This is a genomic window from Synechococcus sp. R6-10 (assembly GCF_047461815.1).
Lineage (GTDB): Bacteria > Cyanobacteriota > Cyanobacteriia > Thermostichales > Thermostichaceae > Thermostichus.
In genome coordinates, this window is record NZ_JANSHW010000074.1 from 1 (window position 1) to 23,842 (window position 23,842).

Consider the following 23,842-nt stretch of genomic DNA (forward strand, 5'->3'; position numbering starts at 1 on the left):
CTCCCGGTTCCTTGGCACCTGAGCCCACCCCCACTCCCTAAGGTTGGATCCCATTCCCGGTAAATCTGTTAGGATCGCAAAGCCGATCCCGTGCCTGCTGAAATGCGGTACACCGTTTTCGGGATCCATTAGGAGAACACCGCCGTGGTTAAGAGCACCCCCTCCAGCAAAACCGATACGGAGCAGCGTTTGGATCCCGCCAGCCGGGGTCACTCCAAAGACAGTTCCACCGCACCCAAAGGGATCCTGGGTTTTATTCAAGAGACCCGCACAGAATTAAGCAAGATTGTTTGGCCGAGCCGCCGGCAATTGATCGGCGAGTCGGTAGGGGTCTTACTGATTGTGTTGGCTTTTGCTTCCTTCATCTACCTGGTCGATCAAGTGTTTGCTTGGGTAGCCACTCAGCTGTTCTTGTGATGTTCTGTCCTGAGGGGCAAGAGAGTCATGTTCAAGGATGGCTACAGGGAGGATGTGAGGTGATGAGGCCAGAGCAGCAGCGAAAACGTCGTGGGGGCCGTGTGGAGCACTTTGAGCCTGCAGACGCGATCCCGGAACCAGACGAGGGGGAAGGTCAAGAGCGTCGCAACCTGCGCTGGTACGCCGTGCAGGTGGCCTCAGGCTGCGAGAACAAAGTGAAGAGCACCCTGATGCAACGGGCGGCTGCTTTGGATGTGGCGGATCAAATTGTCGAGGTGGTGATCCCGAAGCGGACGGGCTTCAAGCTGGATCGATCCGGCAAGCGCCAGGAGCAAGAGGAGAAGATTTTTCCCGGCTATGTCCTGGTGCGCATGGACATGAACGACGACACTTGGATGGTGGTGAAAACAACCCCCAACGTGATCAACTTTGTCGGCACCGAAGAAAAGCGGGCCTACGGTCGCGGTCGGGGGCATGTTACACCGCGTCCCCTCAGCCAAAGCGAAGTCCAGCGCATCTTCAGCAGCGTCGAGGTGGAGGAAGTGCCCCTCAAAATCGACATGGCCCCTGGGGATCGCATCGAGGTGCTATCCGGCCCCTTCCAGGGTTTCTACGGCGAGGTGGTGGAGGTCAGCCCAGAACGGGGCAAGCTCAAGGCGTTGATCTCGATTTTCGGGCGCGATACCCCGGTAGAATTAGAGTTCGGTCAAGTGCGAAAAGAGGTGTAACTGCGTTTCATGGCTAAGAAGTTGGTGGCCGTGGTCAAGTTGGCCATTCAGGCGGGCAAGGCCACCCCCGCTCCCCCCATTGGCCCGGCCCTGGGTCAACACGGGGTCAACATCATGGCCTTTTGTAAGGAGTACAACGCCAAGACGGCGGATCAGGCCGGGATGGTGGTGCCTGTTGAAATCTCCATCTTCGAGGATCGCAGCTTTACCTTCGTCCTCAAGACGCCGCCAGCTTCGGTGTTGATCAAGAAAGCTCTGGGCATTGAGTCTGGCTCCAGCGAGCCCCACAAAACCAAGGTGGGATCCCTGACCCGAGCTCAACTGCGCCAGATCGCCGAGCAGAAGCTGCCGGATTTGAATGCCCACGATGTGGAGGCGGCCATGAAAATTATTGCCGGAACTGCCCGCAGCATGGGGGTGACGGTGGTGGATTGATGGAGGGATCCCTTGCCCGGTCTGAGGTGTTCACGGTCTTGAAAAAGTTGTTCTAGCAAACCACTGTGGGGGAGAGAAGTTCTCGCCAGTACCCCGAGGAGAAACGATGGCTCGAAAACTTTCCAAACGTATGCAGGCTTTGCGGGAGAAGGTGAAGCCCATTGCCTATGCTCCCGAAGCCGCTTTGGCCCTGATGAAGGAGACGGCCACCGCCAAATTTGAGGAGGCGGCAGAGGTTCACATCCGCCTGGGGATCGATCCCAAGTACGCCGACCAACAACTGCGCACCACCGTGGTCTTGCCCAGGGGCACCGGCCAAGAAATCCGAGTGGCGGTGATTGCCCGCGGCGAGAAAGTGGTGGAGGCCCAAAATGCAGGGGCGGATCGGGTTGGCTATGAAGACCTGATCGAGGAAATCAGCAAGGGCATGATGGATTTTGACCTTCTGATCGCCACCCCCGATGTGATGCCCCAAGTGGCCAAGCTGGGGCGGCTGTTGGGGCCGCGCGGCCTCATGCCTTCTCCCAAGGGGGGAACGGTAACCATGGATCTGGCCCAGGCGATCAAAGAGTTTAAAGCCGGCAAGCTGGAGTACCGGGCGGATCGCACCGGCATTGTGCATTTGATCTTCGGCAAGTGCAAGTTCCCTGTCGAAGCTCTGCTGGAGAACCTAAAGGCAGTGCAGGAGTCCATCGATCGCAACCGTCCCTCTGGAGCCAAGGGCAAGTATTGGCGAACCCTACATGTTTCTGCTACAATGGGCCCCTCGATTGAGGTTGATATCAATGCCCTGCGGGAGCTGAAGTTGGCGACCTAAGCCTGGCTTCGGCGCTGCGATGGGTTGAAAAGGGTTTGAGTGAGTGTAATTTGGAGGAGGATCCCGGCAGAACATCTTTCCCCAGTCGAATAGCAAGCCGAAGACAGCAGGTGCCCGCGGGCTTAATGTCCTGCCGAGGTTTGAGCGAAGTTCAAAGGGATCCCTTCTTGGATCGCTTTTGATGGTGCGCTTATCTCCATGCGTCTCGGCCACGGCTGGGACGCATTCTGTTTGGCAGAACCCAGATTCACCACCCGTTCAACCCTGGGTGACCATTGACAACAAAGGAGGTGAGCGCATGGGCAAGCAACCTTTAGCGAAGAAAGCGGAGATCGTCGATAAAGTCCGATCCCTGCTGCAGGCCAGCCAAATGGTGCTGGTGATCGACTACAAGGGGCTGACCGTTGCGGAGATGGATCAACTGCGGGCAGAGCTGCGCAAATCGGATTCGGTTTGCATGGTTGTTAAGAATACCCTGATGCGGCGGGCCATCGCCGACCAAAAAGCTTGGGCAGGGATCGCTCCCTTCTTGGCGGGGCCTACGGCCTTTATCTTGATTCGGGGCGATATTTCAGCCGCCCTGAAGGCGTATCAAGATTTTGCCAAGCAAACCAAGAAAACTGAGTTCCGCGGTGCTGGCATTGAAGGGCTATCCCTGACCTTGGAGCAGGCCAAGGCCATCGCCGAGCTACCGCCCAAGGAAGTGCTCATGGCCCAAGTGGCGGGCAGCCTCAAGTCGGTGGCCACCGGCCTGGCGGTCGGGCTCAATGCTGTGCCCACGCAAGTGGCGCGCGGTATCCACGAGATCCCAGCCTCTCTGGGGCGGGCCATCCGGGCCATTGCCGACAAGGAGGCCGCATAAAGGGCTTCAGTTCATCAGCCCAAACCTGTGTATCGATTCTGTTACCCCCAAGGAGAAACCATCATGTCTTCAGAGCGCGTTGCAAAGATTTTGGAAGAGTTGAAAGCCTTGAGCTTGCTGGAAGCTTCCGAGCTGGTGAAAGCCATCGAGGAAACCTTTGGCGTCAGTGCAGCAGCCCCAGCCGGCGGCATGGTCATGGCAGCTCCTGTGGCAGCGGCGGCGGCAGCTCCGGCGGCAGCCCCTGAGCCGGTGGAAGAGCAAACTGCCTTTGATGTCATCCTCGAGGCTGTGCCAGCCGACAAGAAGATCGCCATCCTCAAGGTGGTGCGCGAGTTGACCGGCTTGGGCCTGAAGGATGCCAAAGATCTGGTCGAGGCGGCTCCCAAACCCGTCAAAGAAGGGGTTGCCAAAGAGGAAGCCAACGACATCAAGAAAAAGCTGGAAGAAGCCGGCGCCACCGTCAAGATCAAGTAGTTCCAGTTACGAGGAGAGCGCCTCTCCCTGCTCTGACGAGGAATCTAATCAAGACTCTCAAACCCAAGGGGGGCTGCTCCGGCCCCTCTTTTGGGTCTGCCCGACCATTGGCGTGGGTTCGGGATCCCTGTCCCCTGCTGCGTCGCACTTCCACCTCTCCGTGGGCTTTCAAAAGGGCAGCCAGCTTGCGACGCATGACAATGCCGGGTTTATCCGTGAACATGTGCTGCTCCGCCTTGATATCGAGGGGAACGTCATAGTCGGTGCTTTCCAGAACCCGTTGATCCTCAAGGGTCACCTGCCGATCGAAGGCGATGATACTCTCAGCACTCACCTCTGCTTCCGAATCGTTGCGTAAACAGAATTGCACCACCTGCGAGGTTTGGTCGTCGATGGGGGTAGCCGCTGTGAAAATGATGTGGATGAGGCCGTTGGGGTAGGTGATTTTGAGCTTGCGACCAAAAGGCATAAACCAGGTGCCCTCCAGGATACGCACTGTGCGATCCTCTGACAGTAGAAAAGTGTCAGTGGGCTTCTGTTGGCATGTGGCTGTGGGGAGAGGTGGAAAGGTGCAAAACGAATTGAACCCCAACCGAGATCTCCGTAACACAGGGATCCCGGCCCAACCTACTGCAGAGTCCACCTCCCCCAAACCAGAACCGGCTGCTGAGAGCCGGCCAAACCAACTGACGGATCCAGATCCTCGCCTCAGCCGTTCTCAACAAAAACGAGAGCAGGAACGCCGCTCCTTACCTTGGCGTCTGGGGCTGGCCAATGTGCTCTCGGCAGGGTTGCATTTCATCGCGATGAGCTGGGTGGGTTGGCAGCCTAGGATCCGGGAAGAGGAGGAGATCCTCCCCTTTCAGTGGGTGGAGGTGGCAGACGAGCCGCCCCCAGAGCCGCAGTGGATTGCGCCCGTCTCCGCCCGTGAGTCCGGTGTCTCTGAACCTCGGGATCACGTATCGGTGCGGCAGTCGCAAGTGGCCAATCCAGGTGAATGGGTAGAGGTCACTTCTGCAACGGCACAGCCTCTGCTCGCCTCAGCCGCAGGGAGTCCTGTCCCTGAGATCCTTTCTCCGCCGACAAGGGAGCTTGAGGTGCCCCAGCCCGCCCGGAACTCTGCCTCTCCTCAGCAGCAGCCAAAGGCCAGGTTAGAAAATCTATCAGCGGGTTTAGCAGCTCTGGAGCAGGCAGTTGCCGATCACAATTGGGCAGAGGCGCTACATCTGACGGAAGAATGGCTGGATCGCTGGCCTCTGTCCTCTCTGCAGCGCCAACAACTACAGGACTATCGTCGGCATCTGCAAAGCCTACTGGCTACCTCCTCGGCAGCAGCAGTGGAGACCAAATCGGCTCAGATCTCTCCTGCTCAATCCCTCAAGCCTCAACCCGAAAGAGCAGCAAGTTCTCCTGAGGTTTTGCCACAACCCTACCTGTCGGCTCCAGCGGATCCGCATCCAACTTTGCCCTCTCCAGAGCCGATCGCAGCCCCGTTGGAAGAGCCTTCTCCCACCTTGCCCCCGACTTTTCCTACCGGATCCCACAACTCCGACTTCGGTCGCACCAGTGGGATCGAGTCCTCTCAGGCAGGCCCACCCAGCCTCAATGCCGTCGCCGATCCGGATTGGGGAGACTACTTGGCTCAATTCCAAGAAAGGGTTCGCCAACACTGGATGGTACGGCGGGCATCCGGATCCTACGTAACGGTGGTGCAGGTGCGTCTGGATCGACAGGGATCCTTGCGGGAACTGCGCCTGCAAACCCCCTCAGAAGATCCCCTATTGGATGCAGCCGTGCTCAGTGCCATCCAGCGCTCAGCCCCCTTTGCTCCTTTGCCCGAGAGCTATGTTGGCGAAGAACTGATGCTGGAAATCGACGTGTTGAGCGGATCCCTGCAGGCTGGCCCAACCCAGATTCCGAGAAACTAACGTCAGAACCTCGGGCAAGGCCACAAGCCCTGTTCAGAGGGGTTCAGATTTCCGAGTGTCGGCAGTAGCCTAGGCCATGGACTTGCGGCGGTTGCGCCGGACGGCCACCGCTTTGCGCTTGCGCTTTTCTAGGTTGGTTTCAAAGTGCCGATGGTTGCGCAAGTCCCGTAAAATGCCCGCCTTAGAAACCTGGCGCTTGAAGCGACGCAGCGCAGATTCGATCCCTTCGTTTTCGCCAATCGTCACTTGGGTCATAGGAAAGACATCTCCTCCGTCAATCAAATGGGTTTGGTTACAACAGGGATCCCTATCCTAAACCATCTCCGCCCCGCTGCTTGCTGCTACAGTTCCTATTCACTGTAGCCGGCTGCCAAAGTTGAGCCCCGCAACCACCTCACCTTCCCTCAAATTGACAACGAATGAAGCAGTTGTCCCGGTGGGGGGTGGAGGGGAGGGTGGTGCTGGAGTTGGGCTGGGGGCACTGCCGATTACCGATTGCACAAAACCGGCGAAGCTAGACACCCGCGTATACACCCCATAGAAATTGGGCTGGGCGCAGCCGATGCCAAAACTGGTGATTCCGGCCAGGGCAAAACCCGTGCCACTGGACACAATCAAAGGCCCACCACTATCGCCCTGACACGCATCGACTCCCCCCTGAGGAAAGCCGGCGCAGAGCATAGTATCCAAAATGGTGCCATTGTAGGATTGGGGTGCATTGCACACCGCATTGGAGACGATGGGAACGGTGGCCTGCTGCAAATCTCGGGTAGGGCCGCTGGGTTCTTGATCCGGGGCGCTGGGGAAGGTGGCTCCCCAGCCGAGGATGGTGGCGGCAGTGCCAGGGGCCGTCAGGTTGGTTTGGTTGGGCTGCACCAGCGGCAGGGTAGGCAGGGCCACTGGCCGAGAGAGGCGCACCAGGGCAATGTCGTTCCCCCCAAGTTTCCCCACCTGGGGGTTGTAGCCGGGGTTGAGGACAATTTGCGCGGCGCGAATTCGCTGGCCAGCGCCCAATTGCAGACGGGTGGTTCCCAACAACAGATCCAGGTTGCGTGCATTCACATCCTGCTGGCCTTGATCGTTGAAAAAACAATGGGCAGCGGTGAGCACCCACTCCGGGGCAATTAGAGATCCCCCGCAAAACTGCGCTCGAGAGGGATCTGGCTCAGCCGCCCTCAGCAAAGCCACCATCCAGGGAAAGGCCCCTTCGGGAGCAGGTCTGCCGCCCACAATCCGCTCCAGCCCCAAGCCTGAGCGCGGCGTGGTGAAGATTCGCCCTGGGGGCAAAAGGGCGGTGACGCGGTAGGTGCCAGGGGGCAAGTTGGAGAAGCGGAAGTTGCCGCCGCCGTCGCTGACGGTGCTGGGCTCCCCCGGGTCGAGGCGGCCATTGCCGTTTAAGTCCAAAAAGGTGGCGATGCCCGGCAGCCCCGGCTCCCCCGGATCCCGCAGCCCATTGCCGTTGAGATCGTCGAAATGGGATCCCTCAATTCGTCCTGTGGGAGGAGCTGAGACTGGGGGAAGCGGGCGACTGGAACCCCCGCCGCCACAGGCGCTTATGCTCAGGGCCAGACACAACCCCAGCGGAATAGACCAAGAGCGAGCCAAGCCAAGGGGGGAATGGGATCGCGAGAGATGAGGCATGGTCAGATTCTCCAAAGCCAGCCGGTTGTGCTAGTCAAGGATATCCTACCGGCGAAGCCTAAAGATTGCGCAACCGGGAGAACTTCTCCCCGCGGCCGGCTCTCCCGAGTTGCCCCAAGACCCCAATGCCCACTTTTGCCTCTTGCCGCCCGTGCACCTGGGCAGTAAAACCAGGGTGGGAGGGTGTGTGGCAGATGAATATCGCGGTCTTGGGGTTCAAAGGGGGCGTGGGCAAAACCACCACGGCGGTACACCTGGCCCTCTACCTTCAGCAAAAACAAGGGGCAGCCCCTTTGGGTGGGTCGGGGATGGCCCTGTTGATCGACGCCGATCCCAATCGCTCGGCCTCTCGCTGGGCAGAACGGGGGCCATCCTTTCCTATTAAGGTATTGGCTGCGGATCCCACCACTCCCACGCCCACAGGCTTTCAGCACACGGTGATCGACACTCCTGCCCGTCCCACCCCGGAACAGTTACACGCTCTGGCGCAGCGGTGTGATCTGCTGCTTTTGCCCTGTTCCCCGGATGCCTTGGCTCTAGATGCCTTGATGCTGACCGCCAAGGCCCTAGACCGGTTGGGGGCAAAGCACTACAAGGTCTTGCTGACGCTGGTTCCCCCCTGGCCCAACCGAGATGGAGCGGAGGCCCGCAACTTTCTTAAGCAAGTCGGGATTCCTCTCTGCCACCATTCCATTCGCCGCACGGTGGCTTTTCAACGGGCTGCTCTGGAGGGGGTCTGTGTTCACGAGATCCCAGAGCCGAGAGCCAAACAAGCTTGGTCAGACTACGTTGCTGTGGGGGAGGAAATCTCGTCATGAGCAAGTTTGAGCGCCTTCTCGACCGGCAGCCAGAGGGGATCCCGGCCCGACCCGCCCCGAAAAAGCTGAGCGCCCAAGCCTACAAGATTCCAGAACCCAAGCCGACCCTCGAGCAACCGGAAGCAGGCGCCAAGCCCAACAGCTCTGAGTACGTCAAATTGACGGCCTACATCCCCAAAGAGACTCACCGAGCCGTGAAGCGCATCCTGTTGGAATCGGATCAAGATCTTTCGGAGCTGATCGAGGCGCTGCTCAGCCAGTGGCTGCGTTCTCAGTCGGGAAAGGTTTGAAACCAAAATCTGGGGAAGGGGGGCATCGCGGACCCCACAGCCGCATAGGATCCCGCTGTCGGGGATCGGAGGGAGCACACAGATTCCAGATAAGAATAAGATGAAGGGGCGTGAGGCAGGGATCCCCGAACGCGAGGTGGGGCCGTTCGCAATAGCGGGACGGAGTCCTTGGGCAAGTTGCGCGAGGGGAAGTCTGCGTTGGGAGGACGTCACGCTCTTTCAGGTGCAAAGGGATCCTTTATGCAAGCCATCACCTTGCTCGGCTCCACCGGCTCGATTGGCACCCAAACTCTGGACTTGGTGGCCCAGTATCCAGAGCGTTTTCAGGTTGTTGGCCTGACCAGCTACAGCAACGTCGCCCTCTTGGCCGAGCAGGTACGGCGGTTTCGGCCCCAGATGGTTGCCATTGGCCGGGAGGAGCTGCTGCCGGAGCTGCGGTCGCTGCTGACCGGGATCCGACCGCTGCCGGAGTTGGTGGCCGGAACGGAGGGGCTGTGTCAGGTGGCGGCTCACCCGGCGGCCCAGCGGGTGGTGACGGGGATCGTCGGCTGCGCCGGTTTGTTGCCAACCCTGGCGGCCATCCGTGCCGGCAAAGACATTGCCCTGGCCAACAAAGAAACCCTGGTGGCAGGGGGGCCGGTGGTGCTGCCCTTGGTGCGGCAGTACGGGGTGAACCTGATCCCCGTCGACTCTGAGCATTCGGCCATTTTCCAGTGTTTACAGGGAGTGCCCGCGGGATCCCTGCGAAGAATCCTGTTGACTGCCTCGGGTGGCGCCTTTCGGGATTGGCCTGCCGAAAAATTGGATCAGGTCACCCTGGCCGATGCCCTCAAGCATCCCAATTGGGTGATGGGGCGCAAAATCACCATCGACTCGGCTACCCTAATGAACAAGGGCCTGGAGGTGATCGAGGCCCACTGGCTCTTCGGCCTGGACTACGACCACATCGACATCCTCATCCACCCGCAGAGCATTGTCCACTCCCTGATCGAGCTGGCCGATACCTCGGTTCTGGCCCAGTTGGGCTGGCCGGACATGCACCTGCCCATCCTCTACGGCCTCAGTTGGCCGGAACGCCTGGCCACCCCCTGGGATCCCCTCGATTTGGTCAAGCTGGGATCCCTCACCTTTAAGGCTCCGGATCACCGCAAGTACCCCTGCATGGAGTTGGCCTATGCCGCCGGGCGGAGGGGGGGAACGCTGCCGGCAGTGTTGAATGCGGCCAACGAAGCGGCGGTGGCCCTGTTCTTGCAGGAGCGCATCCGTTTTTTGGATATTCCCCGTCTCTTGGAGCGGGTTTGTGAGCGGCATCAAGTCATTGCCGATCCCAGCCTGGAGGACATTTTGCAGGCAGATGCCTGGGCACGGCGGGAAACGGCGCAACTGGCCCAGCAAGCCCCGGCTCAGGTTCTGGTCTGATCCCTACCTGGGGGATCCGGCTGAACGCTAGAGTGGAAGAGGATGCAGGGAGCAAGTGAGTGACCGGATCCCATCTCCGACAATTGGCCCATTATCTGCGCCCCTATCGACGACAGGTGGGGTTGGGCATTGGATCCCTGCTCCTGGTCAATGGCCTGGGGGTGTTCCTGCCCTGGTACGTCAAGCTGGTCATCGATGACCTCAGCCAGAACCTGGCCACTTTGTCGGACCGGCGCATTGCCCTTTACGCCCTAACGGTGCTGGTCGTCTCCAGCCTGATGATGGGCATTCGCATTGCCTCGCGGGTGTGGATGTTTGGGGTGGGACGGCAGGTGGAGTTTCACCTCAAGCAAGCCATCTTCGAGCATTTGCTCACCCTGCAGCCTTCCTACTTTGCCCAGCAGACCATCGGGGACATTCTCACCTGCATCACCAGCGATGTGGAAAACATCCGCCGCCTGTTGGGCTTTGCCCTACTCAATTTGGCCAACACGATCTTCGCCTATGCCACCACTCTGCCCGCCATGTTTGGCATTGAGCCCCGCCTCAGCGCACTGGCCCTATCGGTGTTTCCGGTGATGTTGGTGCTGGTGAAGTTGAGCAGCAACCGCCTGCAGCAGGAGCAGCTCCAGGTGCAGCAGGAGTTGGCGGATCTGAGCGATCTCATCCAAGAAGATCTGAACGGCATCACCGTCATCAAGGTATACGGCCAAGAACAGCACGAGCAGCAGGGGTTTCGCCGCCAGAACCAGCGGCTGCTGCAGGCCAATTTACGCTTAGCCCTCACCCGCAACTTGCTCTTCCCCTCTTTGGTGGCGCTGGTCAGCCTCAGTTTGTTGCTACTGCTGGCGGTGGGGGGGCCGCAGATTGCGGCAGGGACGCTGACCATCGGGGATTTTTCGGCCCTCACCCTCTACGTGGAACGGTTGGTATTTCCCACCGCCCTGCTGGGCTTCACCATCACGGCCTACCAGCGGGGGCAGGTCAGCTTGGAGCGGATCGATGCTCTGTTGGGGGTAGAACCCACCATCCGAGACGCCCCAGGCGCTTTGCCGTTGCCTCTGGAGAGGGTGCAGGGTCGCCTAGAGGCCAGAGGTCTCGCGTTTGCCTTCGCCGGCCCTGCAGCAGCTCCGGCTCTAGAGGATTTGCACTTTTGCATAGAACCGGGCCAGATGGTGGCGGTGGTGGGGCCGATTGGGGCGGGCAAGTCCACTCTGGCCAATGCCCTTCCTCGGCTGCTGGAGATCCAGCCGGGGCAACTGTTTTTGGATGGGCAGGATATCACCCAGATTCAACTGGGATCCCTGCGGCGGGCCATTGCCTATGTGCCCCAGGAGAGCTTCCTGTTCAGCGCCACGGTCCGGGATAACATTCGCTACGGCAAGCCGGATGCCGAAGATTGGGAGGTGGAATGGGTGGCCAAAGCCGCCCACATCCACGCCGAGATCCTCAACTTTCCCAAGGGCTACGACACTCTGGTGGGAGAGCGGGGCATCACCCTCTCCGGTGGCCAGCGACAGCGGGTGGCCTTGGCCCGGGCTTTGCTGGTGGATGCTCCCATCTTGATCCTGGATGACTCTCTCTCCAGCGTGGACAATCAGACGGCTCAGGCCATTCTTCGCCATCTGCGTCGGGTCACGGCCCAGAAAACGGTGATCTTCATCACCCATCGCCTCACGGCTGCGGTGGAGGCCGATCAGATTTGGGTGATGGACCAGGGCCGCCTTGTGCAGAAGGGATCCCATGCCGAATTGCTGGCGGACGAGAAGGGCCTCTACGCTTCTCTGTGGGCCAAGCAAAAGCTGGAGGAAGCCCTGGCCTAATTTGACGGCGGCAATCCCTGGCCGCTACCCTAACCGGCAAAGCTGTGGGGAGTGGCAACGATGGAAACTGCTGGGATCACTTTGTCCAAATTGCTCCACCAAGCTGGGATCCAGCCCCGATTGGCCCAGGGATCCCTGGAGGGGGTGCAGGTCTGGGGCCTCTGTGCCGACTCTCGCCAGGTACAGCCGGGGGATCTCTTCTTGGGGATGCCGGGATCCCGCGTGGATGGAGGTAGCTTCGTGGCCCAAGCCCTGGCGGCAGGGGCAGTGGCGGCCCTCATTTCCCAAGAGGCGTGGGAGAGCGTCAGCGGAGAGGCTGGATGGGGAAGTCAGCCCGTCCTGGTTTTGCCTCGCGCCAGCCTGAACAGGGCCGTGGCCCAGGTGGCGGCAGCTTTCTATGGGTTTCCCGCCCGCCAACTGACCTTGGTGGGGGTGACGGGCACCAATGGCAAAACCACCACCACCCACTTAATCGAACATTTGGTGCAAGCTGCCGGCCGCTCCGCGGCTTTGCTGGGCACTCTGTACAACCGCTGGCCGGGCCACAGCGAAGTTGCTCCCCACACCACCCTTTTTCCCCTAGAGCTGCAGCGCAGCCTGCGGCAGGCCCACCAAGTCGGGGCAGAGGTGGCCGTGATGGAAGTGAGCTCTCACGCATTGGCTCAAGATCGAGTGTGGGGATGTTCCTTTGCCGCTGCCGTCTGGACCAACCTCACCCAGGATCACCTGGACTTTCACCAGACGCTGGAGAACTACTGGCAGGCCAAAGCCACCCTCTTCCGACAGGAGTATCTCCAAGGGCGGGCGGTGATCAACGCCGACGATGCCGGGGGACGGCGGCTCTTGCAAGCCATTCGGCCCGATCTGCAGCCCTGGGCCTACTCGCTGCAGCCTCTGGAAGGGATCCCCGGCCTCTGGCCCAGCAACGTTCAATTGCACCCCAACGGCTTACAGGCGACGCTCCACACCCCCTCTGGCGCCTTTGCCGTGGCAGCCCCCCTGGTGGGATCCTTCAACCTGGCCAACCTGCTGGCGGCGGTGGGGGTAGCCCTGCACTTGGGGATCCCTGTCGAGATCATCCAGTCGGCCCTGCCCCACTTTCCGGGCGTACCGGGGCGGATGGAGCGGGTGACCCTGCCGGGGCAGGATATCGCGGTAGTTGTGGACTACGCCCACACCCCCGACGGCCTGGAAAACCTGCTCAAGGCCCTGCGCTCCCAGGTGCAAGGGCAACTTATCTGCGTCTTTGGCTGTGGCGGGGATCGGGATCGGGGCAAACGACCGCAGATGGGCCGCATTGCCGCCACCTGGGCCGATCAGGTGATCGTTACCTCCGACAACCCCCGCACCGAAGATCCCCAGCAGATCCTACGGGATATTCTGGCCGGGATCCCTGGATCCCCCAGGGCGGTGGAGGTGGATCGGCGGCAGGCCATTCGCCTGGCCATCCTCGCAGCCCAGCCAGGGGATACGGTGGTCATTGCCGGCAAAGGCCATGAGGACTACCAGATCCTGGGCACCGAGAAGATTCACTTCGACGACCGAGAAGAAGCCCGCGCCGCCCTGGCCCTGAGGGAAAAAAGCCGGGGGTGAGGCTAACGGGAGCGGTGCTGCAGCATCAGCTCCACGAACTCGCGGAAGAGGTGATCGGCGTCGTGGGGGCCGGGGCTGGCCTCCGGGTGATACTGCACAGAAAACAGGGGCAGGTGACGGTGGCGGATCCCGGCCACGGTACGGTCATTCAAGTTGAGGTAGGTGATTACCACCCCATCGGCGGGGATCGAAGCGGCATCCACCGCAAATCCGTGGTTCTGGCTGGTGATCTCCACTTGCTTGTCCAGCCCACAGGGATGGTTGAGGCCGCGGTGGCCAAACTTGAGCTTGTAGGTGGATCCCCCTAGGGCCAAACTGAGAATCTGATGGCCCAGGCAAATCCCAAATAGGGGCTTCCCGGTTTGCAGCAGCGCTTGCGTGGTGCGGATGGCAGTCGTCTCAGCGGCGGGATCCCCTGGCCCATTGGAGAGGAAGATCCCATCGGGGTTGTAACTCAAAATCTGCTCCGGGCTGGCATTGGCCGGCAACACCATGACGCGACAGCCGTAGCGGGTGAGGCGGCGCAAGATGTTGCGTTTGATGCCAAAATCCAGGGCCACCACCCGCAGGGGCGGCTCCGGGATCGGGATCCCTTGGCTGCGCCCATAGTCCCAATCGGCAGGCGTAGGCTCCAGCCACTCGTAGGGTTGAGGAGTAGTAACTTCCGCCACCAAGCTCAACCCCTGCATGGAAGGAGCCTGGCGCACCCGCTCCAACAAAACCTGGGGATCCAAAGTCTCCGTGGAAAGGGCCCCGTTCATCACCCCCTGAGAGCGCAGCCGCCGCGCCAAAGCCCGCGTATCTACCCCAGCAATGGCCGGGATCCCATATCGTTGCAGGTATTCGGGGAGGGTGGATGTAGCCCGCCAGGAGCTGGCCAGGCGAGACACATTGCGGGCAATCACTCCCGCGACCTGGGGCCGGGCCGATTCCTGATCCAGCTCATTGACTCCGGTGTTTCCCAGCTCAGGGCAGGTGAAAGTAATGATCTGCCCCCGGTAGCTAGGGTCGGTGATCACCTCCTGGTAGCCGGTCATGCCTGTGTTGAACACCACCTCCCCCACCGCCGTGCCCGGCGCCCCAAAAGACCAGCCGGAGAAAGCAGTGCCATCCGCCAGCACCAAGAGAGCCGGCTGACGAGTTTGCCAGGGAAAAACAAGCGGTGGGGAAGCCGTGAGCATAGAAGGAACCTACAGCATTACCAGCCCCCCAAACCCTCCTCTCCCTTTGGGAGAGGGGCCGGGGGTGAGGGCGGCAGTCCGACCATCCTACCCCAACTATTCTCCCTCTACCACGCTGCCACACTCAGGGTTGTTGTCCTTGCGAATGGTACCGATTGAGGTGCTTACCACCACACAGCGGTTTTCCCCCTGGGAGTAGGTGCTGCTGACTACAAAGCGACCCAGTTGACGGGCCCGGCCATCGGATTCAAAAACCGCCCTTCCGTCATTGAAGGTGTTGGCTACAGTTACAAAATTGTTCAGGCGTAGCCGCTGACAGGGGGTAGGTTCATCGCAGAGGCCCTCCTCATCCTGGATAACCAGAGTCGGCACGTTTGGCTCTGAATTGTCCACCCCCACCACCCAAGCTCGGCCCAGGAGAGAGGCTCTGGCGTTAGTGCGGGCAGTGCGCAAGGCTCGCTCCACCCTGTTCTGCGCATCCTCAAGCTGGATCCGCGCCCAGATGTTGATCCCAGAGGGAACGGCCAGCACAGCCAAGATGCCGATGATGACAATAACCGCCAAGACTTCTATCAGCGTAAAGCCCCTTGTCTGGGCAGGTGCAATCCGTCTAGATCCGCTCACCGAGGCCAGCATAGGCAGGAATCCCCCCTCTGGGCAAGTCATATGGGCTTGACTAGGCTTGACGATTGAACACACCACGGGCCAAAACTTGAGTTTGCATCGCCGTCAAGTACCGCGACACCTGTTCCGCATCGACACTCGTCGCATCTTGAATGTAGCGCCGGAACAAACCAGGGTTGGAGCGTTCCATAGCGGTTGCTGTAATGTTCACAATCACATCTTGGGGAAGGCTCGCAGAGCCACCGCGCCGGACACAGACATAAAAACCCACATCGTTCTGATTGACCCCCAACCCCGAGAAGGTAACCCCGTTGGGTCGGCCTCCTCCAAAGGCATAGCCCTGTGGGCAAGGGGGAGCAACCTGGGGGCTGTCCTGCCGGCTGCTGAAGATGTTGGAGACCAGAGTTACCAGTCGATTACCTTGATTGCCTGCCCCAGCAATGGGAGTTTGGCGAGCCCTAGCTTGCTCAGAGGGCCAAACCAGAAAGCCTTCCCGGAAGGGATCCGGATCCTCGACAAAAAATCGGCTGCGCTCAGTGCATGTGTCATTAAGAGGTTGCAACTCAAACCTAGCAATGCGCGCATTACCCTCCCAGGGGGTGCTGCCGTCTGGGTTACCGGCGTTGTTGTAGTTGCGCTGCAAGTAATACACAACCAAGGTGTAGATGTTGCGGCGGCTGCGAATGTTTTCCCAATCAGATTGGGAAATGCCTGAAGGTCTTTCCTTCAAAGTTACTCGGCCTTCTCGGATTTGTTGCAACGTCGGAGGGCCTTGATAGCAATCGCGTGGGATCGGATTCAGCTTCCAAAAAGCGACAACCGGAACGGCACCATCGGGGCGGCGAATCCATCCAGGAGTGTAAAGCCTTTGGATGAGATCTGGCGTTCCGTCTCCGTTGGGCTGTTCCGCATCGTTGTAGATGTAAAGCGCCTCTGCCAGATCCTGCTGGATATGCTGCATGGCCTGGGTCAGCTCCGCCTGCACCTGGGTGCGGCCCGTCTCTTCCCGATCCAGCCGCATCGTCTCGATGACAATCATCGCGGTGGCCAGGAGAAAGATGGAGGCAACCAGCAGTGAGACCAACAGCTCAATGAGGGTAAACCCCGCACTCTTGTAAACCCTGTGGCGAAAAACCTTGAACATAGGAAAACACCACCTTTTTGTGAGCCTGCAGGAGGAGCTTACCCGTCGCTTCAAAGCGAGGTAGGGCTTGGGCTGGGCAGCGGGAAGGCATTGCAGTTGTTGGTCGGTGTTCCACCCCTGGCTTGAACGTCGGCCAAAACGGCGCGGCAAACATCCCCCAAATTGGCAGCCAGGTTGACTTCCACAATCGAGCTGGCCATGGGAAAGAGCCACACATCGGCATTGGCCAAGTTCTGATTGGCGGAGACCGTCTCAGCGCGCAGGCCAGGAAGAGCTTGCCGAGTGTTTGGGTTAAAGGAAAAGCGATGGTAGACCCTGACTCCCATCATAAAGCTGCAGGGAACCCCTGAGATGACGGTGTTGTTGCGTCGGTCAATGCATTCCCTGCCCCTATCCCGAAAGGTTTGGATGACATAGACCTCGGGGTTTCGCCCCGGCACCTGAACTTCAGCCAAACGAATGGAGTAGTTGGGGCCGGGGTTGTCCATATCAGCAGGAGGCGGGGTATTGGCCAAGGGGTTTGCTCCAATCCTGGGCAGACGGGCCAACTGAGCCGGGTTCTGAAAGGCAACTGGGTTAGCGGCCAGCTCCAGGTCAACCAGGGTGCGGATGCGATCCACCTCAGCCCGGGCCAGTTGATTGGCCACTTCTATCCGCTCCGTCATGGCCCGCCGGTAGGCGATCAGGGTGAGAGCAGGAGCAAGAGCGGCCATAGCCAAAGCCACAATGACCACCGACGCCAAGACCTCAATGAGGGTAAAGCCCCCTGTTTCTTGTTGCCGCCAAAGCCGTCCTTTGCTCATCGATCCCTCCCTTAGCCCACTCTGCTCCTACCTTGAATCTACCCCCAGCTTGGGAAGTCAATATCAGTTGAAGTCACTGCAACCTCCAATCTGAGCAGCAGCCTGTAGAGGAACACCTGGCTGCTGTTGCAAGGCACAGCGCAGCCGCCGCACATACGGATCCTGAGGATCCAGCTCTCGCAAGAACTCGGTGCGGGTATTGGAGGGGAATTGGAAGCGGGCCGACACCGCGCTGGGACGACGGGCAATTTGCAGACCCACGTCGTAGCCGAAGCGGCGGTTGGGTGGGTAGTAGTAGTCGTAGCCCCGCACAAAGGTTGGATCGGCTACCAGATCGGGTGGCTCAAAGCTGTGCTGCAGGAAGGGGCCGGTAGCATAGGTGCTGTAGTTGAGCTGGATCATCGAGCCGCTGAAAAAGAGGTTGACATCTCTCCACAGCTCGTTGAGGCGCAGGAAGTTGTGCATGCCCCCGCCCGTCTGATTCAGCCGAGACGGGATCACACCGCTGATGGCAATGGCATTTACCCGCGTTTCCCTGGCCGGCTGGAGCTGCCGGTTTTGGGTGCCGTTGTCGTTGCGGCGGCGCTGGTCCACATCGGTTGAAGCCAGCTCTTGGAAGCGGGGAATGGGAATGGGCCGACGGGTCACCTCATCCAGGATTACCCCCAGCACCGGGTTTTCGCCGGCAAAGCCAGTGGGAGTCTTGTTCAGGTCCAGGGTGAACGGCTCCACATCCACCCAGACCAGGCCATCGCCATCGCCGCCGTTACGGTCGATCTGAACCTGGATGGTGTTGCCGTTGGGCTTGACGTAGAAGCAGAGGCCATTGCGAATATCTTCACTGCCCTTGTGGTTAATGTAGTATCCGTCCGCATACTTGGACGCGGGAGTGTAGGCTTGGGTCGCGGCGCTTTTGTTGACGCGGGCGTAAGGGTTGAGCGCCATCTGGGGTTGGATCTCTAGCTCTGGCCGATCCGGCAAGTCTAACCCAAACAGCGGATCCCGCTCCAAAACATTTGAAGGCTCCTCCAGATCCCAAATGCCATTCTTGTTGAGATCCTCGAAGGTAGGATCGGCACCTTTAGGAGAGGTACGCAGAGTGCTGGGTCGGCTGGCACCCGTGTAGGCGGTGTACTTGAAGCGGTCGTTGAAGTTGGGGCGAAATACCCCCGGCACCCAGAAGCCACCGTCTGAGGGAGTGACCTGTTCATCGCCACAGCGAATTTCTCCACTGCCGTTGAGCAGTTGCCGCCGCAGTTGCCGGGCCCAGTCATCGGTACCCACAGCAGGAGTTCCAGAAATCTTAGCTCCAATATTCTCAGCAGGGCGGATGCCCGGCTCTTTGCTGGGGTTGGCTATCTGGCTGGAGAGCAAATTGCCCTTCAGTCCGGCACGGGCAGCATAGGCCGGTTCGCCAAACATCCAGTTGAAGGCCGCCTGCAAAGCTTCAGCAGGGTTAGGCCACTTAGACGGCTTGGGCACCCCTGCTTTCACTTCCAGCACCGGGGAAAGCTCCGGCTGCAGAGCAATGGTTACGCCCTCGGCAGGAGCCGCAGCCACCGTATTCACGCTGATGGTCTCCGGCTCCGGATCGGCCTCGACTGCCTGAATGGGGCGCAGCTCCACCGTGTTGGGCTTGGCTGCCATCCACTCGCCCAAGGGGCTCTTGGAACGAGTTTCTGGGGCAAAGACGCTCGGCCCGCAGGGAGGCCCCTGGCAGGTGAGATTTTGCGTCTGCGTCTCGGTTGCTGGACAGGTGGGGCTGCTGGTGCTGGCAATCAGGTTGCGCGTTCGAGTTTGGGTAACCGTTCTAGTTTGGCCGCAGGCAACCTGAACCTGGCTGCAATCTGGGGGTGACCAGGGGCTCCACTCGCTGTAGTTGCAAGTCTTCGGGCAGGTAACCGTTTGGGTTTGCGTCCGGGTGGTGGTCCCGCAAATCGAGGTGCAGGTCTCAGTGCGGCTCTGAGTTATCTGCAGGCCGCCGTTGGCCACCGTGCACGCAGGAGTCCAGTCTGTATAGGTGCAGGTAGCCCCCGGAGGTTGGCAAGTGATGGTTTGGTTTTGGGTTTCAGTAAAGGGGCTTTGGCTGGGACACAGCGGCGTAACCGTGCGGCTGCGGCTCTGCGTAATGGTAGCCCGGCTGCACTGCTGCTGCTGGGTACACTGAGGCGTCCAATCCGACCAAGGCCCGTAGTTGTACTGAGGGTAGCAGGTGATCGTCCGAGTTTGCGGTGTTGGCGGAGTGCCAGAGCAACCGGCAGGCAAGGTGGCTGTTTTGGTCTGGGTGATGGTGGTGGGTTGACAAATATCGGTTCTACAAGCGGGCGTCCAGTCAGTCCACCTGGGATCACAATTGAGGCTGACCGCGCAGGAGCGCTGAACAGGATTTTGATCTTGATCTAGCTGGCTACCCTTGATCGGATCTGGCTCGCAAGGTTTATTCACCCCCGGCAGCGGCTTCAGGTAGCGCAGGTCGTAGTCTTCCAGCTCGCTGCCATCGCGGGTGGCAAAGCGCACGCGAGCGTTGCCGCTATTTTCATAGGTCTGGATCTCCACGAGGTAAGGAGAAGGCCCTTCTGCAGGCGCGCACTCCAGCTCCAAGCGCAGGGTGACCATGTTGCTGCCGCTATCCTGCCAGGCTTCGGCCCCTGCCGCGTCCGGCCCTAGGTTGAGGGGAGTGCCGTTCCAAACTCCGCGGTTGATGAAGGTGGCTGGCTCCGCGGGGTTGGGAGGGGTGTAGCCGGGGTTGCGCCGGATGATCAACCGCACGCCATCATCGGCATCGAGGATGCGGTAGCTCTGCAGGCCCGGCCAGCGCGGATAGATCTCCCCTACCCAGCGAACGACGAAGAAGTCGTTGCCGTTGTTGTTGCCGCTGCCGGATCCACCGCTTCTGCGCCGCCAGCAGGAGCGCAGGAAGTTGAACTGGTTGGGGTTGTTGAATACGAGCTCGCTAGTTCCTTCTCCGTTGGGGAGGAGCCTGTATCCAATGCGAGGGTTGCCGACAGGCTTATAGGAATAGCCGATATCATCCGCATCGATGGGCGCGTTCGGCAGGCGGTTGTTGCCGTCCGGCTCTCCGCAACTGGGCATCCAGAACCAGTCGCCGCGATCCCGCCGATCAGGACTGGGATCAGGCGGGTTGAAAGGTGGCCGAGGCTCCCAAAGATTCGGCGGCGAGAGAATCGGCACCGACAGGCGGCAAAGGGGCTGCAGGATGGTGAGGGGTGGCTGAAAAATAGTATCAATCAGCGTGGCGTTGCAAGCAGGGGTGCTATTATACAGCCGCCGCTTAAAGGGAGAGTTGGAATTCAGATCGTTGCTCCCGCCGAACCGGTACTGGAAGCCGCCCCACCAGGGGAAACCAGGGCCGCTGCGGGCAAAGCTGCTCGGATTGACGGTGCCATCCGCATTACTGATAGCATCGCGCACGCAGGCCCAGCGCTGCCCACCGCTCCCATTTGGATTACACGTGGGCGCACTGCTGGTGTAGCCGTTGTTGTACTGGCCGATGGCGTCCGGCATCGGTTCCCAGTCGACGGGGAATATCGGATCCGGCCAGCGCACCGCCCGCAGGTAGGGCAGGTTGCGGTTTTGGGCAGTTTGGAGCAGACCTACAGGACCTAGAGGATTATTGGGGTCGGCAAACCCTGTGTTGCGGTCGTACTGGTTCTGCGGGCTGCTGAGCCAGCCGTTGTAATACTCGGCCAGCAGGCCGGCGCCGCCCGGATTCGGACAAGGCCCAGGTGGAGCTACCATCACCCAGCGGGAGGTATCCAGCACCGGGTTGCCCAAAGCCGAAATGCGGGTGCCGAAGTTGGCATAGCCCACATCGGGTGCCCGCAAGGGCCGCACTGCCGGCACGCCACCGCCCGCCGTTCTGTCATCGTTATTGGGATCCGAATCGGCGTTGTCGAAGGGAGCCAGAATGGTGTCGCGGGCAAACACATCCGGCCAACCCGGCTGGTTGAGGTTGTCGCCCAGGTTCTGGGCCCCGTTCGTGTTGTCAAAGCGCAGAACCCCAGCGCTGTTGGGATCCGGAGCCGGCCAGTTGTTGCCTCGGATCACCAGCGCTTGGTTGAGGAAAGAAGTGTTGGCTCCTAGGTTTGGCCCGCTGCAGCCGTAGTGGTCGTTGCGGCGAGGAGCCGAGGCCCGCTCTGGGCTACCCTGGTAGTTACGATTGGCTACAAAACTAGTGCCACCGCCGTTGAGCGTAGCATCCTGCACAAAGCCGTCGTCGATGCTGCCATCGCAGAAATCGGCAGAGAGGATGTTCACCGAGTCGCCCAACACGTCGCTCGGCCGCCAGAGATCCTGCGCCGCCCGGGCAAAGCGCCGGTCTTCATTGGATCGCAGCCGCCCGTAGAAGTTGCTGTAGAGGCCATCCGCCCCGAAGTTGAGGAGAGTTGTGAACTCCTCCAGCCGCTGCCCGTTCCTCGTCTGGTGCAGGTTAAAGTCCCCTTGGATGTAAACGGGGTTGTCGGAAACAAAGGAGAGACCGAAGATCGCCCTATCGAGGCTGAACCCACCCCGGGCCAATACCGCTCCATTGCGCAGGCGGAAGCCGTAAGGTCGCCGATCCGGATCGGCATAGTAGTCCACCGGTTTGGGGCTGAGACCTTGCTCGGAAACAGGGGGATCCCAGACCGTTTGGCCATTGGCCGTGCCTCGATTCGGCTGACCGGCGTTCATAACGCCAGCGCTGCCCAAAGTGCCGCGGGCGTTTGCGTTGCGCCATCTGGTTAGGTAGCCATTAAAAGTGTCCAAGGGTGGGCGGGCAATGGCATCTTCCCGCACGGCATCTTCCCGGAAGGCGTAGAAAATCCCCCCTTCTCGGTTCTCGCCAATGCCGGCAGGCAGCCAAGTATCTCTGTTGATCAACCCGTTGTTCTGTCCGTTGACGTTGTTGGTCAGCAGGGCCAGGTCGATGTTGAGGGCCCGCACTGCCATCGCCTCGCGGCCATCGTAAAAGACGGAATCTTTGAAGGGCACGCGGTAGCACTGGTTGCCAATCCGAATGAGATCAAATTGGTTGCTATTGGGGCCAGCAGCAGTGCAATTGGCTGGGGCATAGGGCAAAGCCCAGTTGCCAATTCCAGAACGGGGCTCCAGAGCAACCTCGTTTAAGTTGGTTACAGCCTGATAGCTGACTGTGCTCGGAAGGAAGGAGTAAGCGCTGCGCCGCTCCGTTTCCAGGGTATCCGTCTGGTTGAAACTGGTGGTCGGGAAGATGTAGCGCAGCGGCAGATAAAACCGATTGGCCGCCTCTCGGTTCCCAGCTCGGCTGGCTTGAATGTCGTTCCAGAGGCTGCCGAGAACTGGGGACGAGCTCCCAGATCCAGAGCTGGTGCCACCAGAACCACCGCCCCCGATGCTGCTACTGCCGCCACCTTGCTGACGGGCAGCCTCCTCGATGCGCAGAATGTTGTCGGCCAGCATGCCCAACATGCAGCCTGCCGTTTGCAGCGTGGTCTGGTCGGCTAGGCTTAGTTGGCTAACGGGGGTACCTCGGTTAACGGTATCGATCACCCGCCGCAGCTCTGAGAAGTTGCCAAAGGCAGTGATAAACGGATCCGGGTGAATGCGGCCCGCTTCTTGCCTGGGTGGATAGGCCCCGTCAGGATCGCCGGCAAAATTGGCCAGGTTCGTCAAAGCTGTCCACAGGGGCGTCCCAGGACGCAGCCGCTCACGCATGGGCGCAGGGTCATATTCCCAGACATTGGTGCCCTCGCCGGTGAAGAAGTTGATGCCCAGTTGGCTGGCTTGGTCGCCGGCAGGGAACGTGGAAGCCCGCTGCAAGCTCCAAGGAGTGCCGGGGTGGGCCACCGTGGCCAGGCAAGCAATGGGGAAGCGCCCATCTCGGTGGCTGTAGTGGTAAACGGCTGTAGCCTGCACTGCCGCCGGGTTATCCCGCAGCGTCAGGCGTTGCCGCGCCTCGTTGCTGATGAAAATGGGCTGCAACTTGGTGGGATCGTTGGGATCCCCGGGCGGCACCAAAGGCAAAGGCAAAGAATCGGTGCGGGTTAGCTCCAGCCGCTGCCCAACAATTACCCGCAAGCCCTCCACGCGGGCCCGCCGCTCCCAATAGCCATCCAAGCCCACCTCGGAAAGGGCGCCTGGGGGTGGGTTGTCTTGCGTTAGAGATTCCCTCTGGTTGTTCTGAGCATCCCCAGGGATCGGAGCACCAGCATTTGCACCAAACGTTTCGGCGAAAGTGTCCACGTTGCAGCCCCTTGTCGCATCAGGGGTTAGCGGTGGACGATCGTAGCTGGCCTTGGGCCCAAAGCGGTTGTCTGCACGATACACATCGTCCACATAGGGAGGACAAACTTGATCAGCACCCGGCTGAAAGCTGCCAGACTTAACTCGTCCCGCCGGGCCGGAAGCAGGAGACCTCTTCGCGTTGATGGGAGAAGTTGCCCATCCGCTCAGATCCTGTCCATAGTCTCCCCGGTTACGGATTCGACCGAAAAGCTGTAGCTCCAGCGGATCCAGAGCTACCATCTCAGGATCTGCGTTGTTTTGAACCGAATCGAAATTGAGGTTATTCAGGCGGGGAAGCGGCACACTTGGCGGTACATTCGCCACACCAGGATGGGCATCGAAAATTAGCGTGTCACTTTGGCCCTGTCCGGGGTAACCGATAGCCCCTGCCACCAGCTCGCCAAAGGCTGTAATTTCAGAGTTATCGACAGGCATGTAGAAGCAAGACTGCTCGGAGCTGATGGTGAAAGCTCGGAACAAATTGTTGCTGGCGTAACGGAAAAAGAGGCTGCCCCCCGCGTAGATGGCACCGTTCCAGTTGTAGCCAGGAGTGAAGAAATACTCTAGGTCGCCGCGGCTGA

At 60.2% G+C, this 23,842-nt stretch carries 20 protein-coding genes and 1 other annotated feature; of the genes, 12 read left to right on the forward strand and 8 right to left on the reverse strand.

Going from position 1 to position 23,842, the window contains the following annotated elements:
- Positions 1 to 144 precede the first annotated feature (144 nt).
- The 6 genes from secE to rplL all read left to right on the forward strand — a co-directional run bounded on the left by secE (position 145) and on the right by rplL (position 3,733).
- Positions 145 to 417, forward strand: a complete 273-nt coding sequence (secE, locus tag NW837_RS02440) for a preprotein translocase subunit SecE (RefSeq protein ID WP_414329112.1) — start codon at positions 145 to 147, stop codon at positions 415 to 417.
- A 62-nt stretch (positions 418 to 479) separates the two neighbouring features.
- The gene (nusG, locus tag NW837_RS02445; RefSeq protein WP_011432848.1) at positions 480 to 1,145 is read left to right on the forward strand and encodes a transcription termination/antitermination protein NusG; all 666 of its coding nucleotides are present in this window, start codon (positions 480 to 482) and stop codon (positions 1,143 to 1,145) included.
- 9 nt (positions 1,146 to 1,154) lie between these two features.
- Positions 1,155 to 1,580: a 50S ribosomal protein L11 gene (rplK, locus tag NW837_RS02450; protein ID WP_011432849.1), complete on the forward strand. Its 426-nt coding sequence runs from the start codon at positions 1,155 to 1,157 to the stop codon at positions 1,578 to 1,580.
- Positions 1,581 to 1,686: 106 nt separating this feature from the next.
- A complete protein-coding gene (gene rplA, locus NW837_RS02455; RefSeq protein ID WP_011432850.1) occupies positions 1,687 to 2,397 on the forward strand; it encodes a 50S ribosomal protein L1 in 711 nt (236 codons plus the stop codon).
- A 79-nt stretch (positions 2,398 to 2,476) separates the two neighbouring features.
- Positions 2,477 to 2,636, forward strand: a sequence feature (ribosomal protein L10 leader region).
- Positions 2,637 to 2,695: 59 nt separating this feature from the next.
- Positions 2,696 to 3,259 (forward strand): 50S ribosomal protein L10, encoded by a 564-nt coding sequence (gene rplJ, locus NW837_RS02460; RefSeq protein ID WP_414329113.1) that lies wholly within the window; start codon positions 2,696 to 2,698, stop codon positions 3,257 to 3,259.
- Between the two features lie 63 nt (positions 3,260 to 3,322).
- Entirely contained in the window at positions 3,323 to 3,733 is a 411-nt protein-coding gene (gene rplL / locus NW837_RS02465) for a 50S ribosomal protein L7/L12 (RefSeq protein ID WP_414329114.1), read from the forward strand.
- On the opposite strand, the gene NW837_RS02470 is transcribed toward rplL, so the two are convergent.
- The gene (locus NW837_RS02470) at positions 3,726 to 4,229 is read right to left on the reverse strand and encodes a hypothetical protein (protein ID WP_414329115.1); all 504 of its coding nucleotides are present in this window, start codon (positions 4,227 to 4,229) and stop codon (positions 3,726 to 3,728) included. The two genes, rplL and NW837_RS02470, sit on opposite strands and share 8 nt — an antisense overlap.
- Before the next feature lie 73 nt (positions 4,230 to 4,302).
- On the opposite strand from NW837_RS02470, the gene NW837_RS02475 reads away from it, so the two are divergent.
- Positions 4,303 to 5,661: a TonB family protein gene (locus tag NW837_RS02475; RefSeq protein ID WP_414329116.1), complete on the forward strand. Its 1,359-nt coding sequence runs from the start codon at positions 4,303 to 4,305 to the stop codon at positions 5,659 to 5,661.
- A gap of 69 nt (positions 5,662 to 5,730) precedes the next feature.
- On the opposite strand, the gene rpsU is transcribed toward NW837_RS02475, so the two are convergent.
- Complete coding sequence (gene rpsU / locus NW837_RS02480; RefSeq protein ID WP_011432857.1) at positions 5,731 to 5,916, reverse strand: 30S ribosomal protein S21; 186 nt, start codon at positions 5,914 to 5,916, stop codon at positions 5,731 to 5,733.
- Between the two features lie 99 nt (positions 5,917 to 6,015).
- Entirely contained in the window at positions 6,016 to 7,302 is a 1,287-nt protein-coding gene (locus NW837_RS02485) for a trypsin-like serine protease (protein WP_414329117.1), read from the reverse strand.
- A gap of 194 nt (positions 7,303 to 7,496) precedes the next feature.
- Between NW837_RS02485 and NW837_RS02490 the strand changes: the two genes are divergently transcribed.
- The 5 genes from NW837_RS02490 to NW837_RS02510 all read left to right on the forward strand — a co-directional run bounded on the left by NW837_RS02490 (position 7,497) and on the right by NW837_RS02510 (position 13,245).
- On the forward strand, positions 7,497 to 8,120 hold the full coding sequence (locus NW837_RS02490; RefSeq protein ID WP_414329118.1) for a ParA family protein: 624 nt from the start codon (positions 7,497 to 7,499) through the stop codon (positions 8,118 to 8,120).
- Entirely contained in the window at positions 8,117 to 8,410 is a 294-nt protein-coding gene (locus tag NW837_RS02495) for a hypothetical protein (protein ID WP_011432860.1), read from the forward strand. The genes NW837_RS02490 and NW837_RS02495 overlap by 4 nt, the downstream gene beginning before the upstream one ends.
- Before the next feature lie 240 nt (positions 8,411 to 8,650).
- Positions 8,651 to 9,829, forward strand: coding sequence for a 1-deoxy-D-xylulose-5-phosphate reductoisomerase (locus NW837_RS02500; protein ID WP_414329119.1), 1,179 nt, complete (start codon positions 8,651 to 8,653; stop codon positions 9,827 to 9,829).
- A gap of 59 nt (positions 9,830 to 9,888) precedes the next feature.
- The gene (locus NW837_RS02505) at positions 9,889 to 11,652 is read left to right on the forward strand and encodes an ABC transporter ATP-binding protein (protein WP_414329120.1); all 1,764 of its coding nucleotides are present in this window, start codon (positions 9,889 to 9,891) and stop codon (positions 11,650 to 11,652) included.
- A 60-nt stretch (positions 11,653 to 11,712) separates the two neighbouring features.
- Positions 11,713 to 13,245, forward strand: coding sequence for a UDP-N-acetylmuramoyl-L-alanyl-D-glutamate--2,6-diaminopimelate ligase (locus NW837_RS02510; RefSeq protein WP_414329121.1), 1,533 nt, complete (start codon positions 11,713 to 11,715; stop codon positions 13,243 to 13,245).
- A 2-nt stretch (positions 13,246 to 13,247) separates the two neighbouring features.
- On the opposite strand, the gene carA is transcribed toward NW837_RS02510, so the two are convergent.
- The 5 genes from carA to NW837_RS02535 all read right to left on the reverse strand — a co-directional run bounded on the left by carA (position 13,248) and on the right by NW837_RS02535 (position 23,696).
- Positions 13,248 to 14,426, reverse strand: coding sequence for a glutamine-hydrolyzing carbamoyl-phosphate synthase small subunit (carA, locus tag NW837_RS02515; protein ID WP_414329122.1), 1,179 nt, complete (start codon positions 14,424 to 14,426; stop codon positions 13,248 to 13,250).
- Positions 14,427 to 14,522: 96 nt separating this feature from the next.
- Positions 14,523 to 15,062 carry a Tfp pilus assembly protein FimT/FimU gene (locus tag NW837_RS02520; protein WP_414329123.1) on the reverse strand — a complete coding sequence of 180 codons (540 nt, stop codon included), beginning with the start codon at positions 15,060 to 15,062 and terminating at the stop codon, positions 14,523 to 14,525.
- A gap of 40 nt (positions 15,063 to 15,102) precedes the next feature.
- Positions 15,103 to 16,194: a type II secretion system protein J gene (locus NW837_RS02525; protein WP_414329124.1), complete on the reverse strand. Its 1,092-nt coding sequence runs from the start codon at positions 16,192 to 16,194 to the stop codon at positions 15,103 to 15,105.
- Between the two features lie 50 nt (positions 16,195 to 16,244).
- Complete coding sequence (locus tag NW837_RS02530; RefSeq protein WP_414329125.1) at positions 16,245 to 16,997, reverse strand: prepilin-type N-terminal cleavage/methylation domain-containing protein; 753 nt, start codon at positions 16,995 to 16,997, stop codon at positions 16,245 to 16,247.
- A gap of 63 nt (positions 16,998 to 17,060) precedes the next feature.
- Entirely contained in the window at positions 17,061 to 23,696 is a 6,636-nt protein-coding gene (locus NW837_RS02535) for a type II secretion system protein (RefSeq protein ID WP_414329126.1), read from the reverse strand.
- Between the last annotated feature and the right edge of the window lie 146 nt (positions 23,697 to 23,842).